At 69.3% G+C, this 24400-nt stretch carries 18 protein-coding genes (1 of these 18 running past the window's edge); 10 read left to right on the top strand and 8 right to left on the bottom strand.

The genetic code is table 11. The annotated features are described in order from the left end of the window. The 4 genes in view from OID54_RS35720 to OID54_RS35735 are tightly spaced (each overlapping or abutting the next) and all read left to right on the top strand, a layout consistent with a single transcriptional unit that may run on beyond the window. Positions 1–5160: the end of an SDR family NAD(P)-dependent oxidoreductase gene (locus tag OID54_RS35720; RefSeq protein ID WP_329026542.1), read on the top strand. The gene continues 16647 nt to the left of window position 1, outside the view; the window shows 5160 of its 21807 coding nt (coding positions 16648–21807); its start codon lies beyond the left edge, outside the window; its stop codon occupies positions 5158–5160. Beyond that, the gene (locus tag OID54_RS35725; protein WP_329026544.1) at positions 5157–6410 is read left to right on the top strand and encodes a hydroxymethylglutaryl-CoA synthase family protein; all 1254 of its coding nucleotides are present in this window, start codon (positions 5157–5159) and stop codon (positions 6408–6410) included. The genes OID54_RS35720 and OID54_RS35725 overlap by 4 nt, the downstream gene beginning before the upstream one ends. Then, positions 6397–6687, top strand: a complete 291-nt coding sequence (locus OID54_RS35730) for a phosphopantetheine-binding protein (protein WP_329026546.1) — start codon at positions 6397–6399, stop codon at positions 6685–6687. The genes OID54_RS35725 and OID54_RS35730 overlap by 14 nt, the downstream gene beginning before the upstream one ends. Then, entirely contained in the window at positions 6687–7910 is a 1224-nt protein-coding gene (locus OID54_RS35735) for a beta-ketoacyl synthase N-terminal-like domain-containing protein (protein ID WP_329026547.1), read from the top strand. Before OID54_RS35730 ends, OID54_RS35735 begins: the two co-directional genes overlap by 1 nt. On the opposite strand, the gene OID54_RS35740 is transcribed toward OID54_RS35735, so the two are convergent. From OID54_RS35740 to OID54_RS35750, 3 genes are read right to left on the bottom strand one after another with little or no spacing between them, the layout of a single operon-like run. After that, positions 7876–8622, bottom strand: a complete 747-nt coding sequence (locus OID54_RS35740) for a thioesterase II family protein (RefSeq protein WP_329026550.1) — start codon at positions 8620–8622, stop codon at positions 7876–7878. The two genes, OID54_RS35735 and OID54_RS35740, sit on opposite strands and share 35 nt — an antisense overlap. Continuing rightward, entirely contained in the window at positions 8619–15287 is a 6669-nt protein-coding gene (locus OID54_RS35745; protein WP_329026553.1) for a non-ribosomal peptide synthetase, read from the bottom strand. Before OID54_RS35745 ends, OID54_RS35740 begins: the two co-directional genes overlap by 4 nt. Beyond that, positions 15284–15742, bottom strand: a complete 459-nt coding sequence (locus OID54_RS35750) for a group II truncated hemoglobin (protein WP_329026555.1) — start codon at positions 15740–15742, stop codon at positions 15284–15286. Before OID54_RS35750 ends, OID54_RS35745 begins: the two co-directional genes overlap by 4 nt. Before the next feature lie 144 nt (positions 15743–15886). Here OID54_RS35750 and OID54_RS35755 point away from each other — a divergent pair, with 144 nt between their 5' ends. From OID54_RS35755 to OID54_RS35775, 5 genes are all read left to right on the top strand, one after another. Then, positions 15887–17113: a cytochrome P450 gene (locus OID54_RS35755; protein WP_329026557.1), complete on the top strand. Its 1227-nt coding sequence runs from the start codon at positions 15887–15889 to the stop codon at positions 17111–17113. After that, positions 17110–17337, top strand: a complete 228-nt coding sequence (locus OID54_RS35760; RefSeq protein WP_329026560.1) for a ferredoxin — start codon at positions 17110–17112, stop codon at positions 17335–17337. The genes OID54_RS35755 and OID54_RS35760 overlap by 4 nt, the downstream gene beginning before the upstream one ends. A 158-nt stretch (positions 17338–17495) precedes the next feature. Beyond that, positions 17496–18857 (top strand): crotonyl-CoA carboxylase/reductase, encoded by a 1362-nt coding sequence (gene ccrA, locus OID54_RS35765; protein ID WP_329026563.1) that lies wholly within the window; start codon positions 17496–17498, stop codon positions 18855–18857. Further along, positions 18854–19846, top strand: a complete 993-nt coding sequence (locus OID54_RS35770; RefSeq protein ID WP_329026566.1) for a 3-oxoacyl-ACP synthase III family protein — start codon at positions 18854–18856, stop codon at positions 19844–19846. The genes ccrA and OID54_RS35770 overlap by 4 nt, the downstream gene beginning before the upstream one ends. After that, on the top strand, positions 19843–20712 hold the full coding sequence (locus OID54_RS35775) for a 3-hydroxybutyryl-CoA dehydrogenase (RefSeq protein ID WP_329026570.1): 870 nt from the start codon (positions 19843–19845) through the stop codon (positions 20710–20712). The genes OID54_RS35770 and OID54_RS35775 overlap by 4 nt, the downstream gene beginning before the upstream one ends. A 41-nt stretch (positions 20713–20753) precedes the next feature. Here the strand turns inward: OID54_RS35775 and OID54_RS35780 are convergent, their stop codons facing one another. The 3 genes from OID54_RS35780 to OID54_RS35790 form a co-directional block, all read right to left on the bottom strand. Continuing rightward, complete coding sequence (locus OID54_RS35780; RefSeq protein WP_329026572.1) at positions 20754–20933, bottom strand: hypothetical protein; 180 nt, start codon at positions 20931–20933, stop codon at positions 20754–20756. A gap of 33 nt (positions 20934–20966) precedes the next feature. Then, positions 20967–21386, bottom strand: coding sequence for a cold-shock protein (locus OID54_RS35785; protein WP_329026573.1), 420 nt, complete (start codon positions 21384–21386; stop codon positions 20967–20969). Positions 21387–21564: 178 nt separating this feature from the next. Then, a complete protein-coding gene (locus OID54_RS35790; protein WP_329026575.1) occupies positions 21565–22191 on the bottom strand; it encodes an STAS domain-containing protein in 627 nt (208 codons plus the stop codon). A gap of 586 nt (positions 22192–22777) precedes the next feature. On the opposite strand from OID54_RS35790, the gene OID54_RS35795 reads away from it, so the two are divergent. Continuing rightward, the gene (locus OID54_RS35795) at positions 22778–23374 is read left to right on the top strand and encodes a hypothetical protein (RefSeq protein ID WP_329026576.1); all 597 of its coding nucleotides are present in this window, start codon (positions 22778–22780) and stop codon (positions 23372–23374) included. A 150-nt stretch (positions 23375–23524) separates the two neighbouring features. Here OID54_RS35795 and OID54_RS35800 read toward each other — a convergent pair whose 3' ends face one another. Together OID54_RS35800 and OID54_RS35805 are read right to left on the bottom strand one after the other, a co-directional pair. Continuing rightward, entirely contained in the window at positions 23525–23881 is a 357-nt protein-coding gene (locus OID54_RS35800) for an STAS domain-containing protein (RefSeq protein ID WP_329026578.1), read from the bottom strand. Then, positions 23878–24288: a hypothetical protein gene (locus OID54_RS35805; protein ID WP_329027983.1), complete on the bottom strand. Its 411-nt coding sequence runs from the start codon at positions 24286–24288 to the stop codon at positions 23878–23880. Before OID54_RS35805 ends, OID54_RS35800 begins: the two co-directional genes overlap by 4 nt. Positions 24289–24400: the final 112 nt, after the last annotated feature.

Genomic DNA, 24400 nt, shown 5'->3' on the forward strand with positions numbered 1-24400 from the left:
GCGGACGGCTATGTCCGCGGAGAGGGCACCGGAGTGGTGGTGTTGAAACCGCTGCACCGTGCGTTGGCCGACGGCGACCACGTCCACGCGGTGGTGCTCGGCACGGCGGTCAACCACTGCGGCCGGTCGCCGTCGCTCACCGCACCCAATCCACAGGCCCAGGCGCAGGTGATCGTCGATGCAGTTCGGAAGGCGGGTGTGGATCCACGGACCATCGGGTTCGTCCAGGCCCACGGCACCGGCACCGCACTGGGCGACCCAGTCGAGATCGAAGGGCTCAAGCAGGCGTACGCGCGGTTGTACGAGGACCGGGGCCTTCCCGCCGCAGACGAGCCGCATGTCGCCGTCGGTTCGGTGAAGGCCAACATCGGTCATCTGGAGGCTGCGGCCGGCATCGCCGGCCTACTGGCCACCGTGCTGGCGATGCGGCACGGCCTGATCCCGCCCAATCCGCATCTACGAGAGCCCAACCGGTATCTGCGACTGGCCGGCACCCCGCTGTTCCTTGCCGACCGGGCACGTGAGTGGCAGCCAGTCCAGGACGAGTCAGGGCAGCCGGTGCGACGCGCGGGCGTCAGCTCGTTCGGCTTCGGCGGGACCAATGCCCATGTGGTGTTGCAGAGTGCGGGCACGGCTCCGGCCCCGCCGGTGGCCCCCGGCGCGACACTGGTGGTGCCGCTGTCGGCACGGGACGAGCAAGGGCTAGCCGACTACCGCGAACGACTCGCACAGGCCCTCGAACGTGACCCCGGACTGGATGTCGAACGCGTCGCCTACACCCTCCAGTCGGGCAGGGAGGCGTTGTCACACCGCTTGGCCTTGGTGGTCACCGATCGCTCTCGGCTCATCGCCCTGCTGCGCGGTACGGGTGGTGAGGAGCCGCGCGGCATCGCCACGGAGGGACTCGCCCCAAGGCCACAGGGCACCCCGCAGGAGATCGCCGCCGCCTGGTGCCTCGGTCATGCCGTCGACTGGGCTGCCCACTGGCCAACGGTCCCCGGGCGGGTGTCGCTGCCCGCGCCGGAGTTCACCGGAACGGCCCACTGGTTCCCACGCCTCACGAACCGCAGTGACGCGAACCGCAGTGACGATGCCGCGCCCGAATCCACGGTGCCGCAACCCGGGCCCGTGCAGACCGCACCACTGAGAGCAACGGCCCGTGGTCCGGTCCGGCTGACCCCCGTACGCCGCAAGGCTATTGCGGAACCCATCCCCCTGCGCATGGCGGAAACCTCGACCGTGGTGCTGCCGATGGGCCCGAGCAGGAAGTCGCCTACGCCTGCGGCGGAGAACGCCGAGCCAGGCACGCCCGAGGTCGGATCGACGGCGGGTGCGGTCAGCGCGGCGGTGCTCCGTGAACGGGTGGGGATCGCGCTCGGTCTGCCCGCAGAAGTGATCGGTGACCGGGACTCCCTCACCGGGCTCGGTCTTGATTCGATCATGCGGGTCGAACTGGTCCGCTGGCTGCACACCTCGTACGGCCTCACCGTGCCGGCGAGCGAACTCTATGAGCACGACACGCTCGCCGAACTGGCCGGATATATGGACACCGCGGCCGTCTCCACCACCACGAACGGACCGTTGCAGGAGCAGGAGCAGGAGCAGGAGCAGGAGCAGGAGCAGGAGCAGGAGCAGGAGCAGGAGCAGGAGCAGGAGCAGGAGGAGGCAGAGGCAAGGGAAGGGGAGAAGGACGTCGACTTGGCCGCTGTTGTGCGCGCGGCCGTCGAGCGAGCCGCCCAAGCCGAACTCGGTCCCGACGGCCGCTTCACCGAGGGCGGTCTCAGCTCGCTGGACATGCTGCGAGCGGTGCGTTCCTTGGAAACCACGCTCGGCACACTGCCCAAGACCCTGCTGTTCGACCACCCCGATTGCCCCGCCCTCACCGCACATCTGGTGGAGCGCTTCGGCGCCCCCGCCGTCGCCCGCCTCGCCGACGAAGCGCACCCGCCCGTGGTGGCGCCGAGAACCGCCGCGCAGCCGGCTGCACCGACTGACACTGTCGAGGCCCATCCGTCAGGACCCGGCGCCGTCCTCGTATCACGCGTCGATCTGCCCCAGTACCCGGAGCTGCTCCGACTGGAACAGGACGTCGAACGCCGCTACGGCCTGGAGTCCGGTCTTGCCGGGCTGAGCATCGCCCCCCTGCTGTTCTTCCCGTCCACCCGTGACGGCTACTTGGCGATCGGTCGCCGCGGGGACTCCGTACTGGTGTGGAGGTACACGGGAGCGCCGGAGCGCTTCGCCGCCGCGGCCGGTGAGCTACTGGACCACTGCACCCGCAAGGGACTGCGGCTCAATCTGCTGTCCACCGAGCCGCTCACCGAACTGGCCGGCACCCCGATGCTGGCGACGGCGTTCGGCGTCGTACAGAGGCTCGACGACATCGGGTCCTTCTCGCTCGCCGGCGGTCAGCGGAGCAAGCTGCGCTATCTGGTGCGCAAGTTCGGCCGTGACGGCAACAACCGGGTCGAGGAGTACACCAGCGGCTCCCGTCCGGCGACCGACGAGGCGATCGCCGATCTGGTCGACCAGTGGTCCGACGGCAAACAGATGGTGAACGCGTACGTCGCCGAGGTACGCGAACAGATCCGGGGCGGCAGGCTGACCGACCGGCACCGGGTGTTCCTGACCCATCGGGACGACCGGCTGCTGAGCGCGATCGTGCTGACCGCGCTGCCGGCCGAGAACGGCTATCTCCTGGACGTGGAGTTCTATCGGCGGGACATGCCCCTGGGCGGACTTGAATACTCACTGGTCGAGATCATCGGCAGGCTGGCCGCTGAGGGTGTCGAAGTGCTCAGCTTCGGCGGGAGCTTCGGTGTCGAGGTGGTCGACACGCCCAACCCGGCCGACGACGTACGGCAGGCACTGGCCGAACTGCGGTCCGTCGGCATCTTCGACGAGGGCAACTACCGGTTCAAGAAGAAGTTCCGGCCGATCGAGGTACCGCTCTACGTCTGCCAGCCCGTCACCGGCCGGACCGATGCCGTCGACCTCATCATGATGATCGCCAACGCCGCGGAATCCAGCAGTGAGACCGATGCGCCGTCCCACCCCAACGCCCCGGGGCGCGACACCCTGCTGATCCGCGCCGGACACAATCCGATCCTGCTTGATCACCTGGACGTGGAGACCGACCTCCTCACCGACTCGTGGTTCGAACGGCTCGACCCCTTCGTCACCGATCGGATGGCCGCGCTGGCCGCCCGGGTCGCGGAGACGGGCAACGCCCCACAGGAACTGCCCGTATGGCTGCCACAACGACAGGTGTCCTGGACGACGTCCGGGCGTTCGGCTGAGATCCGACTCTGCCGGTCATGGCCCGGTCGCCGCGGTGTGGTCCTCCACAACGACCTCTTCCCGACCTGGCAGTTCGCGCTGGCCGAAGCCGGGCTGCGGGCGATCCGCCTCCCTCGCGCCGAGGGGGCGGCGCACAGCGGTGACGCCCGGCTCGCCGCTCTCCCCGAACTGCTCGACGAACACGGCCCCGATGTGTCGTTCGTCTGTCTGGAACTGAGCACCAACGCCGCCGGCGGCCTTCCCATCTCCCTGACTGCCCTCCGTGAGACGGCCGCCCTGCTGCACACCCATGGGGTGCCGCTCGTACTGGACGCGACCCGTGTGGTGGACAACGCATGGGCGATCACCGAACCCGGCGCCGATGTCTGGCGGACCGTCCGTTCCCTGCTGGAGTGCGCCGACGCGGTGACCGTGAGCCTGTCGAAGAACTTCGCCGTCGCCACGGGGGGAATGGTCGCGACCCGCCGCACCGACCTGGCCGAACGCCTGGCCGATGACGAGGACGCGTACGGCAGACAACTCGGGCTCCAACAACAGTCGATCCTCACCACCGCACTCGGAGACACGACGGTCGTCGGCGAGCTGATCCATCGCCGGGCCCAGCAGATGCGAATGGTGCACCAACGGCTCGCGAAGGCCGGAGCACCCCTGCACGGCGCACCCGGCACCCACTGCCTGTTGCTCGACCCACGGCGCGACGCCGCGTTCGGCAGGCTGACGCAACCCGGGCCAGCGCTGCTCGCCTGGCTCTACCGCGGCACCGGTGTCCGTGGTGGTCCACACCTCGGCGACGACCCTGCCGGTCTGATCCGGCTCGCCCTGCCCATCGGCCTTTCCGACACCGCCGCCGAAGCCCTCGCCGACCGATTGGCCGACCGCTTCGGCGACCGCGCCGACGTGGTCGACCTGATGCCGATGCAACAGGCCGACTCACCGATGGCCCTCGCCAGGACCCGCTTTGAACCGGTGGACCGGATTCCTGACGATGTACGGAAGGCGGTGGCCGAAGGGTATGCGCGGACGGGTGACAACCTCGCCGTCCTCACCCGGCACGCCCCGGCCGTCCGGCGCCAACTGGTCGAGTCGGAGACCGCGACGGTCGAGGCGTTCGTCCACGGCGACACCGGCCCGACCCTGCTCCTCATGCATCCCTTCAACATCGGCGCCGGCATCTTCGCCGGCCAGTTCGCCGGGCTCGGAACAGACCACCGCCTCGTGGTTCTCCACCACCCGGGGGTGGGCGCCACCCGTACCCGGGGGACCATGTCCCTGGATCACATCGTCGACCTCCACACCGCCGCTCTGGCCGAACTCGCCATCGACGGGCCCCTCCATCTGGTCGGGGCGTCCTGGGGCTCACTGGTGGCCCAGACCTTCGCCCTGCGCCACCCGGAGCGCGTGGCGTCACTGACCACCATCGGCGGCTCCTACCGCTACGCCAACCGCGTCGGGGAGGTGAACCGGCTGGAGGTCGTCGTGGCGGAGGACCTGGCCGCGGTGGCGGCGGCAACCGGTGACGACGCTCGGCTACCGGAGCTCGCGGCCGACCTCCTGTGCTGCGAAAGCATGGACGCCTACGTTGGGCTGTCCTATCTGGACCTGTTCGTCGGTGAACCTGATCTGCTGCGCCGCCTGCCGGAGCTGCGGTTGCCGGCCATGGTGATCCAGGGCCGGTTGGACACCGTGGTGCCGTTGGAAACGGCACGGCGCCTCGCCGGAGCGATTCCGGGGGCCCGCTACACGGAACTGCCCGACGCCGGCCACTTCCCCTGCGTGACCCACGCCGACGAGATCAACCGGCTGCTGCGCGAGGTCATCGCGACGACCACGGCCCCCCGGCCCACCGAGGAGAGAACATGACCGAGTCACCACGGGTGACGGTGGGCGTCGAGGCGCTCGACGTCTACGCCGGCAGTGCCTGGATCAGCGCCGCCGACCTCGCCGACGGCCGCAATCTGGATCCGGCCAGGGTCACCAATCTGATGTTGGAGGGACGTTCCGTCGCCCTGCCCTTCGAAGACCCCGTCACACATGCGGTGAACGCGGCCAAGGGCCTGATCGACGATCTTGATCCCGAGGTACGTGCGCGCATCGAACTCGTCCTTGTGGCGACCGAGTCCGGCGTCGACTACAGCAAGTCGATCTCCTCCTATGTCCACCGCTATCTCGGCCTCGGCCCCGAGTGCCGACTGCTGGAAGTCAAACAAGCCTGCTACGCGGCGACGGGCGCCCTACAACTGGCCGCCGGCTACCTGGCGTCCGGAGCGTCCCCCGATGCCCGAGTGTTGTTGATCGCCACCGATGTGGGGTTGGCGGACGAGCGCGCCGAGTACGCCGAACTGGCGACCGGCAGCGGCGCTGTCGCCCTGCTCCTCAGCGAGCACCCCCGGGTGCTGGAGTTGGACCTCGGCGCGTTCGGGCTGCACAGCTTCGAGACGATGGACACGGCCCGGCCGGGCCCGGAGATCGAACTCGCCGACGCGGACCTGTCGCTCGTCGCCTATCTGGAGTGCACGGTCCGCAGTTTCGCCGACTACTGTCGGCGGGTCGCCGATGTGTCTTTCGACGGGACGTTCGACTACCTGGCCTTCCACACACCGTTCGCGGGCATGGTGCGGGCAGCTCATCGGCGGGCCATGCGCGAGTTCACCGGGTTGGACCCGGCGGCCGTCGCGGCTGACTTCACCCAGCGCGTGGAGCCGAGCCTCCACTACCCGGCACAGGTCGGCAACCTCTTCTCCGGCTCGCTCTACCTGGCGTTGAGCAGCCTCGTCGACCGGCTCCCGGTAGCGGCGGACGGGGCTCGTGTCGGGCTGTTCTCCTACGGGTCGGGCTGCTCCTCCGAGTTCCTCAGCGGCACGGTGGGCGAGGACGCCCGGCGTGCGGTGTCGGCCCGAGGGATCGGTGCGCGACTGGCCGCCCGTCGCCGTCTCACCTTCGCGGAGTACCGGGACCTTCTTCCCCTGGGGCAGGCGTGTCTCGTGCCCCGGCAGCACCTGAAGGTCGAGACCCACGGCGAATGGCGGCCCAACACCCCTCACACCGAGGTCGCGCCGATGCTCGCGCTCCAAGGCATCGAGAACTACCACCGCCGCTATGAGTGGATCTGAGCATGAGCGGATCCAAGACCGAGAGGACACCATGACTCACCTCGACGGGGCCGTACTGGCTGCCATCCGCCACCATGCGACCGCGATCCTGCCGGACCTCAAGCCGGGGGACTTCGTGCCCGGGATCACCCTCGCCGAACTCGGCCTCAACAGTGTGGACCGCAGCGAGGTCGTGACCAATGTGATGGACGACCTCGATGTACTCGTTCCCATCACCGAGTTCCGTCAGGCCATGCCGGTGGCGGACCTGGTCGACCTCTTCGAGCGGTACCGGTGATGGCGTCCGGCGCCCGAGTGGTCGTCACCGGGCTCGGTGTCGTATCGCCGCTCGGCCCCGATGTGGCCCGGTTCACCGAGGCGCTACGGGCGGGGCGTACCGCGATCGCCCGCACCGGGCCCGGGGACTTCGTGCCCTACCGCGCTGCCCTGTCGGATGCCGTGGTCGCCGACGGGGCAGCGGCGCTGGACCTGCCGTCCGCGGCGATCCGCCGTGCGTCGCGGCCGGTGCGCGCATCCTTGGCCGTCGCTGGCCAGGCATGGCGCGAAGCCCGGCTGCACCACGGGGGCCTCGATCCGCGGCGGCTCAGTGTGGTCGTCGGCGGGCACAACCTCAACGGTACCCAGAGCGCCGCCGCCGCAGATCGCTTCCAACGCGATCCGATGCTGGTGCCGCCCCGGCTGGCGCTGCAGTTCCAGGACACCGACCAGGTGGGGGCGCTCAGCGAGACATTCGGCATCCGCGGGGAGGGGATGACCGTCGGCGGTGCGTCTGCCAGCGGTCACCTGGCACTGATCCAGGGCGCCCGGCTGGTGGTCTGGGGCGTCGCGGACATCTGTCTGGTCGTCGGCGCACTGGCCGAACCGTCACCCGCCGAACTGCGCAGCTTCCTCAATCTGGGTGCCATGGTGCCCACCGCAGACGGCGGCCCCGGTGGCCCCTTCGACGGCTCCCACCGCGGGTTCGTCCATGGGCCCGCGGCCGTCGCCATGGTGCTGGAATCGGCTGCGTCGGCCCTACGCCGAGGAGTGCGACCCCTCGTCGAACTCGCCGGTCACGCAGCCGGACTGGATGCGAACAGTCAGCCTGACCCGACGGTTGACGGGGAAGCCGAGGTCATGACCAGGGCACTGGCCGACGCCGGTGTGTCTCCTGGCGATGTGGACCTGATCAGCGCCCATGGCACGGGCTCGCCGCTCGGGGACCAGGTCGAGGCCGAGGCGATCACGCGAGTGTTCGGCGCGGCCTCGCCGTGGGTCAACGCACCCAAGGGGCTGGCCGGACATGCGCTCACGGCAGCCGGCACACTGACGGCTGCGGCCGTAGCCGTCCAGTTGCGCGACAGCTTCGTGCACCCCAACCCATGGCTGCGCAACCCCATCGACAACGCGCCCCGGCTGGTGGGAGCCACCGCCGTCGACACGCCGTTGCGCTGGGCGGTATCCAACGCGTTCGGCTTCGGCGGATTCAACTCCGCCCTCGTATGGCGGGCCTGCTCGTGAACGAGCCCAGCGTGTCCAGCAGCGTTCGCCGCAGCACCTCCGGCAGGCCCTTGAGGTAGAAGTGGTCCCCGGGAAAGACGTGCAGCCCAAAACCGTCGGTGGTCAGGTCGCCCCAGCGCGCCATCTGCGCCGGGGTGACCTCGGGGTCCGCATCGCCGGTGAGGGCGACCAGCGGGCAGGACAGCGGCGGTGTGACCGCCGGCCGGTAGGTCTCCACCAAGCGGTAGTCAGCCCTGAGGCAGGGCAGGAACAGCCTGGCCAGGTCCTGTGAGTCGAGCACCGTCGAAGGGGTGCCGCCGAGTCCCTTCAACACCTCCAGGAACTCTTCGTCGTCGAGTAGATGGCGCACTCCTGTCACTCCCGGGATCCGTCGGCCGGAGACGTACACCATCGCCGGCGCCGGCCGCAACCGCCTGGCGACCTCGTACGCCACCATCGCGCCCATGCTGTGCCCGAACAACACGTACGGCAGGTCCAACAGCGGCTCCAGGGCGGGTACGAGCTCCTCGACCAGGTCGTCCATACGGGTGTGCGGTGGTTCATGGATACGTCGCTCCCGCCCCGGCAGCACGATCGGACAGACGTCGATGTGCGGTGCCAACATCCTGCGCCAGGGAAGGAACAGGGCACTGCCGCCGCCGGCGTGGGCGAAGCAGATCATGCGTACGGAAGCGTTCGGCTCACGCGTTCCGACGGTCCAGCGCGTGTTCATCGGGATCCTCCCGCCTCGCGCACCACGACGTGCGCGTAGGAGCCACCGGAGCCGACGGCGTTGACGATCGCCCGACGCACCCCGCGGCCCGCAGCCCACTCCATGGCCCGCCGTGGCGCGTACACCGCTCGACCGTCCCATTCGACCAGCGGATTGGGCTGCTCGGAGACCAGGGTCGGGGCGATGCGCCCGTGCCGCAGCTGCAACATCACCTTCATCAGCTGTGCGATGCCCGCCGCCGCTTCGGCATGGCCGATGTTCGGCTTGACCGTGCCCATCGGCACCGGACGCGAGCCGTCGCCGAACAGTTCGTGGAAGGCGGCGACCTCGGCGGCATCGGCCAGACTGGCGCCGGCCGCTGCACTCTCCACATAGGACACGGCCGTCGGTTCCAGGTCGGCGCTCCGCAGCAACCGGGCCAGCGAGTCCATGAGCGGCGCCGGGCCCGGTGCTCCGAACCTGCCGACGCCGCCCGCGTGACCGCACCACGACTCCTCCAGCACACCGAGCACCTGGTCGACGTCCCGGGCCGCGGTGTCCGCGCGCCGCAGGAGCAGCGCCCCCACCGCCTCGCCGACGTACCAACCTGGTGCCGCTCCGTCATAGGCGGCGCCGGGACGCACGGCCTCCCGATCGGCGAGCAAGCCCAGGGCGGACAGCAGTCCCACATGGCGTCGGTGGGTCACCAGATTGACGCCCGCGACGACGGCACTGTCGCAGTCACCGGCGCGCAGTGCGTTGATCGCCAGATGCAGCGCGGTCAACGACGACGAGCACGAGGTGTCGACCGCCATGCTCGGACCCTGCCAACCGAAGGTGTGCGAGAGCCGGTTGGGCACGGTCGCCCGGGTGGCGACGACCTCCACCGTACCGTCGCGCTCCCAGCCGTCGCCCGCCGTGGTGAGGTGGTCGTCCCACATGGACGCCACGAACACACCGACCCGGGCGCCGCCATCGGCCAGGGACCGCGGTGTGTGGCCGGCACGCTCCAGACACTCCCAGACGGTGGGCAGTAGCATCCGCAACTGGGGGTCGAGCACATCGGCCTCGGCCGGGGAGATGCGCAGGGGCCGCAGGTCCACCGCGCCCAGTGCGTCCAGGAATCCGCCGACCGGTGGGGGTCCGCTCCAGCCGAGCGCCGCGACCCGCTCGGGCGTCATCGGACCGATCGCGGAGCGCCCCTCGTGGAGCAGCCGCCACAGTGCATTTGGGCTTCCGGCGCCGGGGAACCGCCCCGCCATGCCGACGACCGCGATATCGGTGGAGCTCTGCCGGGGCGGGGCGCTCGCCGTGGTCCACAGCGGCTCAACGGGGTCGTTCTCACCCGTTGCGTCCAGGGGAGCGCACAGGAAGCCCAACTGGAAGGAGTGGGAGCTCCCGAGCCCCAACGCCTCGGTGAGATCACCCTGACGCAGATCACCCACCGGACACAGCGCGACCCCGGACGGCACCTGCTGTTGCATCAACAACTGGGCCATGTGTCCGGCTTCCAGCGCGAGGTACCGCGGCGCCTGGGCACCGTACAGGGGCTCGATGCCCTGCAACTCGCCGATCAGATAGATCTCGGCGGCAGCCCGGGCCGCGAAGGGACGGTTGTAGAAGACATGCGCGTTCACCGGCACCTCGACGCCGGTGTCAAGGGGTTCCAGGGCGTGTTCGCGCGGCCGGTAGTAGTAGGCGCCGCCCTCCAGCCCGTCCACCGCGCCCTTGCGGACCAGTACGTACACCTGCACGGAGCAGGTGTCACCGGCGGACGGATAGAGCGAGCCGGCGCCCGAGTCCTCGCTCGTCCTGGCCAACACCTTCAGTAACTGCCCGAGCCGGGCGCCCTCCAGTGCCCGTTCGACGACCGGGCGGCGGCTGGAGCGCCAGCGTCGTTGTGCCTCCGTCGGCCGATCGCCCGTCAACGCCAGCGGCTGTGTCCGCCCGGACCTCGGCCGCTGGCCGAAGTCGCCTTCCTTGAAACGGCGCCGCTCGTCCTCCGCGAAGAAGTCCACCTGCGCGGGTTCGGCTCCGCGGCCCGGGGAGTCGAAGGTGGGTGAGGCGTTGGGCGGGGAGTCGAAGGTGGGTGAGGCGTTGGGCGTGGGTGGGGCGACGAAGGTGGGCGGTGGGTCGAGAGTGGGCGAGCTGTCGGATGTATGGGGGGCGACGGCAGGCGCCTGCGGAGTGCCGGACATATGCCGGGCGATGGCCGCGACCGTCGGTTCGGCCAGCAGGACGGCCACCGGAACCTCACGGCCGTACCGCTCGCGCAGCATACGGCTCGCCCTGACCATCGTGAACGAGGTCGCGCCCAGGTCCCACAGGTCTGCGGCAGGGTCCACGGGCGGCAGATCGAGCAGCTCGCCGAACATCGCCGCGATCAGCTTCGTGGCATCGGCGGTGTCGTCGGTCGGCGCCGTCGTCGGGGCGATCGGCCAGGGCAGCGCGTCCCTGTCCAGCTTGCCGTTGTTCGTGGCCGGCCATGCGGAGACGAAGGCCACCACACCCGGCACCATATAGTCGGGCAGTGCAGCAGCGGCGTGGGCCCGCACCTCCTCCGCGCACGGCGGCGGCCCGTCCGGCAGTACGTACGCCACCAGGCGCTCCTCGCCCGACCTGCTCTTCCGCAGCAGGACCACCGCGTCCTCGACACCGGGGTGTGTCCGCAGCCGGTGTTCGATCTCCGGCAGTTCCACCCGGAATCCACGCACCTTGACCTGCCCGTCGCAGCGTCCCAGGAAGTGCAACACACCGTCGGGGCCGTACCGGGCCCGGTCACCGGTGGCGTACATCCGCGTCTCGGGCACCCCCGGGAAGTCGCCGGTGACGAAACGTTCCTCGGTCAGCGCAGGTTGTCGGTAGTAACCGCTGGCCAGGCACGCCCCGGCGATGTACAGATCCCCCTCGACCCCGATCGGCACCGGTCTGCGCGAGTCGTCCAGCACGTGGTAGCGGGAGTTGTCGATGGGCCGCCCGTACGGGATGCTGCGCCACTGCGGGTCCACCCGGTCCACCACGAAGTAGTTCGACCACACGGTCGCCTCGGTCGCCCCGCCCAGGCTGACCAGCGTCGCACCGGGGAACGCCGTCCGCAGTTGGTCCGGCAACCACAACGGGGTGTAGTCCCCACTGAGGAACACCAGCCGCAGCGTGTCTTCGGTGCGTCGATCGGAGACGGCGGCGAACTCCGGCGCCAGATGCGCGAGAGTAGTCGGCGCGGAGTTCCAGAAGGTCACCGGTTCGGTCAACAGCACCCGGAGCAACAGTTGTGGATCGCGCTGCTGCTCCTCGTCGGCGACGTACAGCCCCGCCCCCATGCTGAGCAGTCCGAAGATGTCGAAGACGGAGAGGTCGAAGCCGAGTGAGGTGACGCTCAGCCCGAGGTCCCCGGGGCCGAAGCCGAAGGTGCGCTGACACCACTCGAACAGGTTCAGCATCGGACGATGGGTGACCGCGACGCCCTTGGGGCGACCGGTACTGCCCGATGTGAAGATCACGTACGCCAGGTCGTCGACGTCGTTGACCGGTTCCGGTGCGGTGGACTCCCGCTCGTGCGGACGGGCGAGCACCTCGTCCAGATCGATGGGCCGTACGCCCGGCAGCTCCGTCGCCCAGGCACACGCCTTGTCCCACAGCAGCAGGCGGGCCGCCGCATCCCCGAGCATCACCGCCGCACGGTCGCGCGGCAGGGACGGCAGCACCGGCAGATAGGCACCGCCGGCCTTGAGGATGCCGAGGACCGCCACTACCATGTCCGGGCCCCGGCGCACGGACACACCGATCACGTCACCCCGGCCCACACCCGCCTCGCGCAGGGTCCAGGCCAGCCGGTTGGCCCGCAGCTCCAGCTCCGCGTAGGTCAGGGCGCCCCCGGCCCAACGCACCGCCACCTGGGCCGGTCTGATCCGTGCCTGGTCCTCGATCAGGCACTGGACCGGCAGATCTGCCGGGAACGGTCGAGAGGTGTCGTTCCACCGCGCCGGCGGCAACCGGGGGTCGTCCGGCGGATCCTTGGCGAGCTCCGAAAGACCGGCCACTTCGGCGGCGAAGCGCAGGAACGCCCCGTCGAACCAACCTCCCGGTAGCTGTTCCTCCAACGCGTCCCAGGCAAACTCCAACACATCGCCGTCCAGGGTAGCCACACAGTCCAGTGCCACCCCCGGTGTGGTCGTCGCCCAGTCGCCGGCGGTGACGCCGTCGGGCAACGGATGCCCCGTCAGGTCGAAGATGCTCGTGTAGACCACGGGCATGGCGGAGTCAGCGCGGCGCGAACGACGGAGCTCGGCCAGACCACTCGCCACGTCTGCTTCCCGGTCCGCACCCAGTACCGCGTCATAGCGGCGGGCCAGATCGAGCAGGGGAGATCCATCTGCCGTGACCGTCACCCAACTCAGCGCGGTCACCTCGGCGGGTCGGTCCGCGTCGCTGCCCGCCGACCAGCGCACCACCGGAAGGGCGAACACATCACCGAGTCCAGGGGAGATCGCCCGCGCGAACGCGGCCAACAGCAGACCGTCGGGAGAGCAACCGCGCTCCGCGGCGGCGGCCACCACCTCGGGCCACCGCGAGACACTGCCGCAGAGCCGTCTGCGCGTACCGTCGTCGGGCACCGCCGGCAGCCGAGGACCCGTCGGCAGCACGGTCACCCGTTGCCGCCAGTGCTCGCGCGCTGCCGACTGGTCCAGTTGCGCCGGGAGCACCTCCCGCGGATCGGCGCGGAACACTCCGCCGATACCGTCGTTGTCGGCCGCGTACAGCGCCATCAACTCCCGCCCGGCCAAGTGGATGCTGCGCGCATCGACCAGGGCGAGATCGACGGTCAGGAACACGACGTCCACGCCGCGTTCAGCGCGGCCCACCCGAACATCCAGGTGCCCCTTCCCCAAAGGGAACGGTTGGCGTAAGAGGTCCCGGCCGACCTGCGGTGTCAAGGGCACCTCGGGTACGGGTGGTGCCGCAGCTCTCCGGGGCAGTCGCAGGCCGTGCTCCGCGTCGATCTCGGCCGACAACACCGGATGCCGGGACACCAGGCGCTCCAGAGCCCGGGTCAACCGGGCATGGTCCAGATCATCGATCCCGTAGCTGAGCTGGAGCCGACAGCCGCCCGCATCGGCCGCACCCAACTCCCGCGCGACGACGTACGCCTGTTGGAGGTCGTTGAGCGGATGCACCGCCGGCTCGGCACTTCCGGCCAGCGCCCGCAGCCGACCGAGGTACGCATCGAACAGGGCCCGCGCTCCCGGTGCGGCGAAGGCACGCTCCACCACATCCCAACGAATACGCAGTGCCCCGTCCGCCTCCCACACCTGGTGGTCGAGCGAGACCCCGGCGGTACGACCGACCGCATGACACTCGGCCGCGGCGAAGCCCTCGGCGGGCTCCTGCTCGTCGAGCATGCTGGTGAACACCACCGGCAGCTCCAGTACCCGCCCTCGGCGGCGCCGAAGCGCGGCGACACCGGGTACCGTCCCGTGCTCCAGGTCCTCCGCGAGATGCCGGTTCATGACATGGACGTCGGTGTCGAACACCGGCAGCACCATCGTGGAGGTGAAGGTGCCCACGGTGTCGTCGGTCCCGCGCATCCGGGCCCGATCGCTGGTGGTGAGGACGAGGCTGAACGGCAGGGCCGCCCCCGCTGTGGCCAGGGTGTCGCAGAACGCACCCAGCAACAGCGCGGTCGCGGTCACTCCGCGCTCCACCGCCACCTCACGCAGACGCGCCCACTCGGACGGGCCGAGCGAGCCGGTCAGCGGCCTTCGCTCCGGTCCACCGCCGACGTCCGAGTCCTCCCGGGCGGGGGAGTGCACAGTGCCAGGTCCCGCCGGTAGATCGGTCAGCCGGCTCTCCCAGTAGCGCAGGTCCTCGGCATAGCGGTCGCCCGTGGTCGCCTCGGCCACCGCGCGTGCGAAGTCACGGAAAGACACCGCTTCCGGGTCCGGTGCTAGGGCTGTTCCCTCGTACACGCGCCACAGGTCCCGCAGCACGATCCGTAGGCTCCGGCCGTCGCAGATCAACCCGTCGACGGCGAGGTGCACCACCCACTCGTCCCGCGGGAGCGGGGTGACCTCCATCTCGTGCAGGGGCCAGTCAGCGGCGGAATACCGACGTTGCGAAAGTCGGGCGCGAACCTCGCCCGGGTCCTGACCTGCGGAATGGACGGTCGGCGGACGGCCCTGCTCGGCGCGGATCTGAAGCTCTCCGCCCGTGGTGAGCCCGCAGCGCAGCATCGGATGCCGGGCCTGCACCGCGGCCCAGGCCCGTTGCAACCGATCGACGTCCAGCCCGGACACACCGAACTCCCGGTAGTGGTGGCAGCCGACGGCGTCCGGAACCAGGTCGTCTTCCCTCCCCACCAGATACGCCTGCTGCAATGCGGTCGGGGCGAAGGGCTCGTCGTGGCCCGTAGCACCCGAAGGCGCCGTCAGCCGCCGTCCGGACGAGGTCGCACCCCGTGCCTCGGCGGCCAGGCCGGCCAGCGCGGTCGCGTTGTGTCCGGCACGCAACCAGCTCAGGGGAACCGGCACTCCGAGCCGGTCCTCCAGGGCCAGCGCGAGGCGTACGGCCGTCATCGAGTCGGCACCGGACGGCAGCACCGGATCGTCCACCCCCGGCTGTCGCCCGTCACACGCCTCACGAATCGCGGCCACCACATCGTCGACCGGGGTCGGATACGTCCGGGTCACCAGGTCCACCTTCCGAGCCGACCGTGCCGGGTTTCCAGCTCTGCCTTGCTCAGTCGGGACGCCCGCGTGGTGATCGCAGCCGCCCGGCGAACCTCCTGCTCGAACCGGCTGCGGAACGCCTCGTCGTCGGGCAGTTCCGCTTCGTCGGCCGCCGCCAACAACAGCTCCACGAACCGGTCCTGCTGCTCGTCGGTGATCCGTAGGTCGGCGTGCATTCTCTTGACGTGCTCGAACCCACCGATCTCATCGGTGAAGGCGCTTCCGTGCCCGAAGACCTCGACGAGGTAGGCGGTCAGATGGTGCACATGGGCGTCACCGGTGTAGCGGAACATGCGCCCGAGCAACGGGTCGGCCACCGCGGTTCGGTGGAATGCTTCGGCCAGGCGCCGTAACGGGCCCTCGCCACCGACGTGGTCGTACATCGTCACCGCGACCTCCAGGGTCGTTGGCGCCACAGGGGAGTCCATGGCGACGATAGGCGCGCCGATCCACGACGCCCGCTCACGATTGAGCGTCTCGCGGCGAAGCACTGTGCCAACCTCGGTCCGTGCCCGCGGGGGTTCCGGATCTTGCCGTCCGAGCAGGAAATGAGGATCGCAGTGGTTGACCAGCTGCCCACGTACCCGATAACCGACCGCACGTGTCCCTATGAACCACCGGCCGGCCTGTTGGCCCTCCAGCGGCAAGCGCCGTTGGTGCAGGTGCAACTTCCCACCGGCCCGGCCTGGTTGGTGACGAGCTATGACGCGGCGCGGGCCCTGCTCGACGATCCGCGGATGAGTTCGGACATGGGCAGGGAGGGCTTCCCGACGCTGTACCGGCAGAAGATGCGCCCCGTGCTCAAGGGCTCCTTCATGAGGATGGACGGTGACCAACACGCCTTCTACCGGACCATGCTCGCCGGAGAGTTCTCCGTCAAACGGGTCGCGGCCATGCGCCCGGAGATCGAGCAGGCGTGTGACCAACTCCTGGACGACATGGTGCGCCAGGGGCCGCCGACCAATCTGCACGAGGCGTACGGCATTCCGGTGTCGTCCAGTTCGATCTGCCGACTGCTCGGTGTGCCCTACGAGGACGCGGACTTCTTCACCACCCATCTGGAGGCCCTGTTCGATCCGCACCGGGCCGGCGCTCCGGAACGGATCGCGAGCAGCAAGGTCGCACTCAGCGGCTACCTCGACGAGCTGTTCTCCCGCAAGCAGAAGGAGCCCGGCGACGACATGATCAGCCGGCTCGTCGCCGACTATCTGGTGCCCGGCAAGGTGGACCGGCCCGAACTGCTCCTCACCTGCTATCTGCTGCTCGCGGCGGGGCACGAGACCACCGCCAGCATGATCACCACCGGGACCGCGGCACTGCTGATGCATCCCGAACAGTTCGCGGCCGTGCGCAACGAACCGCAGCTCCTGCGCGGCGCCGTCGAGGAACTCCTCCGCTATCTCAGCATCTTCCAGTTCGGCATCACACGCATCGCCACCGAGGACGTCAGGGTCGGCGACCAGCTGGTGGCCGCGGGCGAAGGCATCGTCGTCTCACCGCTGTTGGGCAACCGGGACGAGGACGTCTACGAGGACCCGCACGTCCTCGATGTGCGCCGCCGCAGCCGCCCCCATCTGAGCTTCGGCCACGGCCCGCACCTGTGCGTCGGACACAGCCTCGCCCGCATCGAGCTACAGATCGCCTTCGAGCGGCTTCTGACCCGCCTGCCCGATCTACGGCTCGCCGTGCCCGATTCCGATGTGCCCTTCCGCTACGAGACCCTGGTCTTCGGCACCATCGACCTGCCGGTCACCTGGGGCGAGCCGCGTACGGGGACACCGGCATGAGCGCTCCGGCCGATTCGGAACCGCTGCTGCTCCGGGTGGACCACGCGGCCTGCTGTCGATCGGGGGCCTGCTCCTTGGTCGCACCCGACCTCTTCGACCAGGGCGACGACGGCAAGGTGGTGCTCAAGAACCCCCGCCCGCCCGCCCACCTGCGGGAAGCTGCCGAAGAGGCAGCCGACTACTGCCCGGTCTCGGCCATCCGAGTGGATCCCCCGACCGGCTGACGGGGCCGTCGCCGGCCGAAGGCGAGTACGGCGGGCGTCCGCCGCGCCGCCGCCGTGCGGACGGCCGCAGCCGTCGGTCGGGTGCGGCGGGCATGCCGCTCCAGCATCGCCCGTCGGCGCCAGCCGGCAGGATCTCGACGTCGATCGCGAGGAACACCATGGACCTGCTCAGCAAGGCGGCGCTCAACGGCGCGCCTCCCGAGGAACTGGAAAGTCTGCCCCTGCCCGACGAGTTCCTCGCCGGTCATCTGCGGGCCGATGATGCCGAGTCGTTGGCCGACGCGGTCGACAAGGACGTGCGAAGGACCATCCGGGTGGGACCGGTGCCCATGCCCGAGTTGGCACCGGACGAGGTCGTCGTCGCGGTCATGGCCAGCTCGATCAACTACAACACGGTGTGGTCGGCCATGTTCGAGCCGATCTCGACGTTCACCACACTGCGCCGCTTCGCCCGGCAGGGCGGGTACACCACCCGCCACGACCTGCCGTACCAGGTGATCGGTTCGGACGCCGCGGGTGTCGTGGTGCGGGCCGGGGCCGGGGTCCGGCACTGGCGGCCCGGTGACCATGTGGTGGTGAGCCCCGCCTACGTCGACGACCAGGACCCGGGTTCCCATGACGACGGTGTGATGGGCGAGCACCTGCGGGCCTGGGGCTATGAGACCAACTTCGGCGGTCTCGCCCACTACACCGTGGTCCGGGCCAGCCAACTGGTCGCCAAACCACCGCATCTGACCTGGGAGGAGGCGGCAACGATCACGCTGTGTGCGGGGACGGCCTACCGCATGCTGGTCAGCGACCACGGTGCCCGGATGAAGCAGGGTGACGTCGTACTGATCTGGGGTGCCACCGGTGGTCTGGGGGCGTACGCGTTGCAGATGGTCCGCAACGGGGGCGGCATCGCCGTCGGTGTGGTGAGCTCCGCGGCCAAGGCCGAAGTCCTGCGCCAGCAGGGGTGCGATGTGGTGATCGACCGCCGGGAGATCGGCATGGGCGACACAGCGGATCCGAGTGCCGACGCCGCGGAACTGGGACGGCGTCTGGGCCGGCGCATACGGGCCGAGATCGGCGAGGACCCCAGCATCGCCTTCGACTACGTCGGCCGGGCCACCTTCGGCACCTCGGTGCACGTCGTCCGACGCGGCGGCACGGTGGTCACCTGCGGTTCCAGCACCGGCTACCAACACACCTACGACAACCGCTATCTATGGATGCATCTGAAGCGGGTCATCGGCAGTCACATCGCGAATCTCCAGGAACAGTCCGCCTGCCTGCGCCTCTTTGAACAGGGGAGACTCGTACCCGTCGTCTCCCGGGTGTTCCCGCTGGAGAGCGTCGCGGACGCCGCTCGACTGGTGCAGGAGAACCAACACATCGGCAAGGTCGCGGTGCGATGTCTGGCACCGTGTGACGGTCTGGGCATCACCGACCCGGCGGCCCGTGCACGCATCGGCGAGGACCGACTGACCGCCTGGCGTCAGTACGCGACCGCCCCGACGGCAACGGGGGCCGGACGATGAGCGCGTGGGGCATCATCGGCACCGGTTCCTATCTGCCCGAGCGGGAGATCAGCAACAAGGAGGTCGCCGAGTGGTGCGGTGTGAGTGCGGAGTGGATCGAGGAGCGCACCGAGATCCTCACTCGGCGGTACGCGGCGCCAGACGAAGCCACCTCCGACCTCGCTGCGACGGCCGCCAGCCGAGCCCTCCGGGCAGCAGGGATCACGGCAGACCAGCTCGACCATGTGATCGTCTCGACCTCCACCGGTGACTCACCCCAACCCCCCACGGCATACCTGGTCCAAGAGGCCATCGGAGCCCACGCCGCTGCCTGCTTCGATATCAACGTGGTGTGCAGCGGATTCGTGTACGGCCTGGAAGTGGCCCGGCGACTGCTCGCCGCAAACCCTCGCGGCCATGCGCTGGTCATCGGCGCCGACGTCTACTCCCGCATCCTCGACTACGGCGACCACCGCACCGCCGTCCTCCTCGGCGACGGCGCCGGCGCAGCCGTCGTCGGACCCGTTCCCGACGGCTACGGATTCCTCGGCACCGAACTGGTCAGCGACGGGGCGGCGCACCACCTCATTCGGGTCGAGGCCGGAGGCAGCCGCATGCCCACCACCGCGCAGTCCGTCGCGGAGGGCCGCCACTACTTCCGCATGGACGGCCGTGGGGTCCGTGACTTCGTGATGGACAACGTCCCGCCGATCCTGCACCGACTGTTGCAGCGTGCCGGGATCGAGGCGCACGACGTCGACCACCTCGTCCCGCACCAGCCCAACGGGGTCCTGCTGCGCCGCCTGGTCGAGCGGTGTGCAATGACCCGCGCCCACACCCATCGCACTCTCGAACGGTACGGAAACATCGGTAGCGCGTCCGTGCCGGTGGCCTTGGACGACGCCTGCCGATCCGGTCGGATCCACGGCGGGGACCTGACCCTCCTGGCCGGGTTCGGCGGTGGCATGTCGGTCGGAGCGACACTGATGCGTTGGCAGGAGCCTTCATGAATCGAGCACCGATAGCCCGCGTGGGCGTGGTTGGTTGCGGTGTGATGGGCGCGGGCATCGCCCACATCGCCGCCCGGGCCGGCCTTGATGTACGGGTGGTGGTGTCCAGCCCCGTCGGGGTACCGATCGGCTTCGATCGCATCCGCCGTACCCTGGAGCAGGATGTCCGCAAGGGCAGGCTCGGCGAGGTGGACCGGGACGCCGCACTCGACCTCATCGAGGTCACCGCGGACATCGAACGGCTCGCCGATCGAGAGTTCGTGATCGAGGCGATCCCCGAGGACGAGAACCGCAAGGTGACACTGCTCTCCCGGATCGGCGAGGTCCTCAAGGAGGACGACGCCATCCTCGCCACCAACACCTCCTCCCTTCCGATCGGCCGTCTTGCCCGGGCGACCCGCCACCCGGACCGGTTCATCGGTGTCCACTTCTTCAGTCCGGTGCCCGTCATGCCGCTCGTCGAGTTGGTCAGCGCCCTCCACACCAGCGAGTGGACCCGTGCCCGGACCCACGACCTTCTGGTCGACACCCTCGGCAAGACCCCCATCGACGCTCCCGACCGCGCGGGTTTCGTCGTCAACGGACTCCTGGTGCCCTATCTCCTCGGTGCCATGCGCATGATCGAGTCAGGCCGGGTGACGGCCGATGTGGTCGACCAGGGGATGACCCTGGGGTGCGCCCATCCCGTGGGCCCGCTCCGGCTCGCCGACCTGATCGGGCTCGATGTCGTCAAGGCGGTGGCGGAGGCACTGCACCGGGAGTTCGGCGAACCGCAGTACGCGCCTCCATCGATACTCCTGCGTCTGGTCGAGGAGGGTGCACTCGGCAAGAAGACCGGCCGCGGTTTCCACACCCACGCCCAGTGAACTGCGGTGGTTCCGCGACGCTCACGGATACCGCCCGAGGGCTACGCCGTGGAGGTTCGGCGCAGCGGGGGGCGGTGCAATACCTCGATGTACTGGATGCGGTGGTGCACGACGTCCAGGGCGAGCATCCCCCGCGAACCACGATAGGACGGGTCCGTGTCGCACACAGGAGTGGTCGCACACAGGGAGTGGTCGAAACCGTGCACCACGGTTTCGACCACTCCCTGTCTGTCAGCCGACCGGCCGCGCTGGGATCAGGACTCGACCCAGTTGTGGGTGCGGGCCAACTCCACGATGCGCTTGCGCACTTGGAGGATCTGCTCCCCGCTCAAGGACGGCGAAGCCACGAGCAACGCCTCGGTGAGTTCCTGGGTGAACTCGGCGGCTGACAACAGATCGCAGTCACCGTCCTCGATCTCGCTCCTGCTGTGACCCGACGGCCGCTGAGCTGTCACGGCCCCTTGGCGCGTCGGAGCACCGCTACTGGACGCGATGATACGAACATGCGATGCCTTGAGCCCGCGATCTCCGTCTTCCACCTCGAACTCGACCTGCGACCCGGAACGGAACAGATACTTGTCGTCCAGGAGATCGTTCGCATGCATGAAGACATCGTCCGTTCCGTTGTCCGGCGCGATGAAGCCGTAGCCGCGCACGTCATCGAAACTGAGCACTTTTCCTGTCACCACTGAAAACACCCCAACCTCAACCACAACCACTGGGCACTGACCGCTTCAGGCGTCCTGCTACAACGCCACGTGCAGGCTACAGGAGTGTCCTTTGTGGCCAATGGGTGTCGTCGCGGTTTGGCTCGATCCGGCGCTACACACTGCACACGGCGCGGTGCGACGGTCAACGCCGGTGGGCGGCGAACAGGGCGAGCATCAGCCCTGTGACCGCGGCGAGGGCGAGTACCAGCGCTGCGGCAGCAGTGCTCCGACCAGGGCGCCGCGAACCGAACGGACCGTGCTCCTTGCCCCAACACGCCGTTTCCGGAGCGCCGAGGTGTCTTCGGTGGCTCTGGCCGGCGGGGGCGTGCGGAGCAGGGCCGGACTTCGGCTGTGGTGGATGGGGGATGCGGTCCCACCGCGCCCAGCGCGGTTGCGAGTGCACCCGGGTGCCGGGCTCGGTGTTGCCGGGCAGGGGAGGGGCCCCCTTGAGGTGAAGGAGGCGCTCGACGATGGGTGCGGGTTGTCCGGTGATCAGCAGGGTGACACCGGTCGCCGCGGCGTCCTGCTGGGCGGAGGTGAGTGAGTCGAGCCCACCGGAGTCCAGCAGGGTCACATCCGTGATGTCGAGATGGATCGTTGCCGGTCGGCAGGCGATGCAGAGAGTGAGGGCAGCCTTCAACCACTCGCCCGTGTACATGTCGATCTCGCCCGCCACGTGCATGACGGCATGATCCCCCTCGCCCTGGCGATCGGTGCGGGGGATGAAGACGGTTCGGTGGGTGAACGGGGGTAACGGGGGAGTGATCATGACGACTGCTCCGTGCCGAGTGCTTGAGGGGTGCGAGCCCGCTGGTTTGCCGTGGTGCGGGCCGTCAGGCCGTCATCGTGTTTTGTCTCCGGAATCCACCGGGCTCGTGGCCCCGAGGGTAGAAGGTGGGATCGATGGTCGATAGCCGAGGTGGGTCCGTGCCGGGTGGCCGCACCCGGACGGTCCATGACCCGCGGCGGCCTATAACCTCGTGTGCCCCCGTCTCGGTGGACCATTCGGCTCCATTGCCCATTCGGCCTGGTCGGAACAGTTGAAGACCCATGAGGATCATGTGGTCGGTGATGACAACAGTGACTTCAGCGTCGGTTGGTGATGTTGTGTCAATTTCACTGTCAGGCACGATGGTTGTCCGCCCGCTCGAAGTGGCGTCGTCCCGGCCGGCCCCTGCATCCCCGTCGGTCGACCCCACGGCCCGGGCCCAGGCCCCTCCCCGACTCACCCCCCTGGACCGCCGCCAGAACGGCGGCTTCACCATGTCTGCGAAATCATCACTTCTCCTGACGTCATCCACCACGTCTGACATCATCGCGGACGTTCGACTCCGCGTCAGAGAAGAGACGATTCCGTGCGCCATCTCAGACAGCCCTTCCGCCTGGTCACCGCCGTGACTCTGGTCGTCGCCCTGGCGGCCTGCGGCTCCTCCGGCGAAGAGGGCGAGCAAGAGGGCGACCAGGTGAAGGCCCCTGGAGGCGAAAGGAAGCCGGCGGTCGAAGCGAACACATCGGGCTGTCCCGACCCGAAGCTCTTGGAGCCGATCCTGGGCAGTCCGGCGTTCTCGCTCTCGGCTCACGGGGACTGGCACGACGGTGGATGGCACTGCGGCTATGAACCGGCCGCCAGACATCCCCTCGGCCATCGCCTCGACGTCTACACCGAGCGTGACGGCTATCAGGCAGGTGCGCCCGGCAGCCCGGCCGACGGCTACGGCGCCCTACCTGACGTGGGGCGGCAAGCCTCCTTCCGCACCAGTTGTCCGGGCGACCCGGGAACCGGCCGGCTGAGCGCAGGCTTCGCCCGCAAGGGCGGTCAGGAAGCCAACACTCAGGAACTCGTCTTCATGGCCAGCGGAGACGTCATCAACGACTGTGACAAACAGCGAGAGCTGATCCGCTCCCTGGCACGTGTGTTCTACGACCATCAGATCGGCAAGCCGTCCGGCTGAGGCAGCCCGCCACCGAAGGGCGGCCCAGGCGAAACCGCCGAGCGACCGCACCCCCACCGATCTGCTCCCCCGGACGATCAGTCGAGTCAGTCGAGTCAGTCGAGTCAGGACGCGAGAGACACGACGGACGGGAGGGAACGGCCAGGTCGATCAGGGGCGTAGCGAGCTCATCGCGTGTTCCACACTGGGCTCCAGGGTGAAGACCTGGTCGAGCCCGACGATCCGGAAGACCCTCAGCAGGTCGGGGCTCAACCCGGCCAGGGACAGTGGACTGTTGGTGTTCTGCGCCCGCTGGTATGCGCTGACCAGCAGGGTGATGCCGGTGGAGTCGCAGTAGGTGAGGCCGGAGAGGTCGATCACCAACCCGGCGCCGGAGCCGAAGGGGATCTCGTCGAGGGCTGCTCGTAGCCGGGGTCCCGTGTGGTGGTCGAGTTCGCCGGCCACGGTCAGCAGATGGGGGCCCACGGGGTGGGGTCGAGCGGTGACGGTCAGGGTGCGGTCGGTCACCAGGTCTCCTGTACGGGGTCGGTGCGGTGGACGGGAACGGACAGAGCGAGCAGTGCGGTGTCGTCATGGACGCCCGCACCGAGATCGGTGAGGAGCTTGTGCACGCCGGACAGCAGGCTGTCCGCATCCTGCCAGGTGGTGGTCGCCAGATGGGCCGCCTGCCCGTCGTCGCCCTGGTACTCGCCCTTGAGGACGCCGTCGAGATCGGCCGGCGCGGCGCAGGGGTCGGGATCGTAGATGGCCACGGCGGCGAAGGGCACGGAGAAGATTCGGGCGGCGAGGAAGGCCACCTTGTCGAACGTGCCGTCGGGCGGCGCGTCCAGGATCTGGTAGCGGTGCACCGCGGCCAACCGCCGTGCCTCGATCGAGGGCCGGGACACCGCGTTCCGGCCAGGGGCACCGTCCATCACTGTCACCGCTGTCTCCGCCCGTCCCGAGTCCCGTACCCGCGTACCCGCTGGCCGGACTGCTGCCATATCCTACGGATCGCGTACCCCGATTCCGACAGTGGAGGCAGTG

Source organism: Streptomyces sp. NBC_00690, from assembly GCF_036226685.1.
GTDB lineage: Bacteria > Actinomycetota > Actinomycetes > Streptomycetales > Streptomycetaceae > Streptomyces.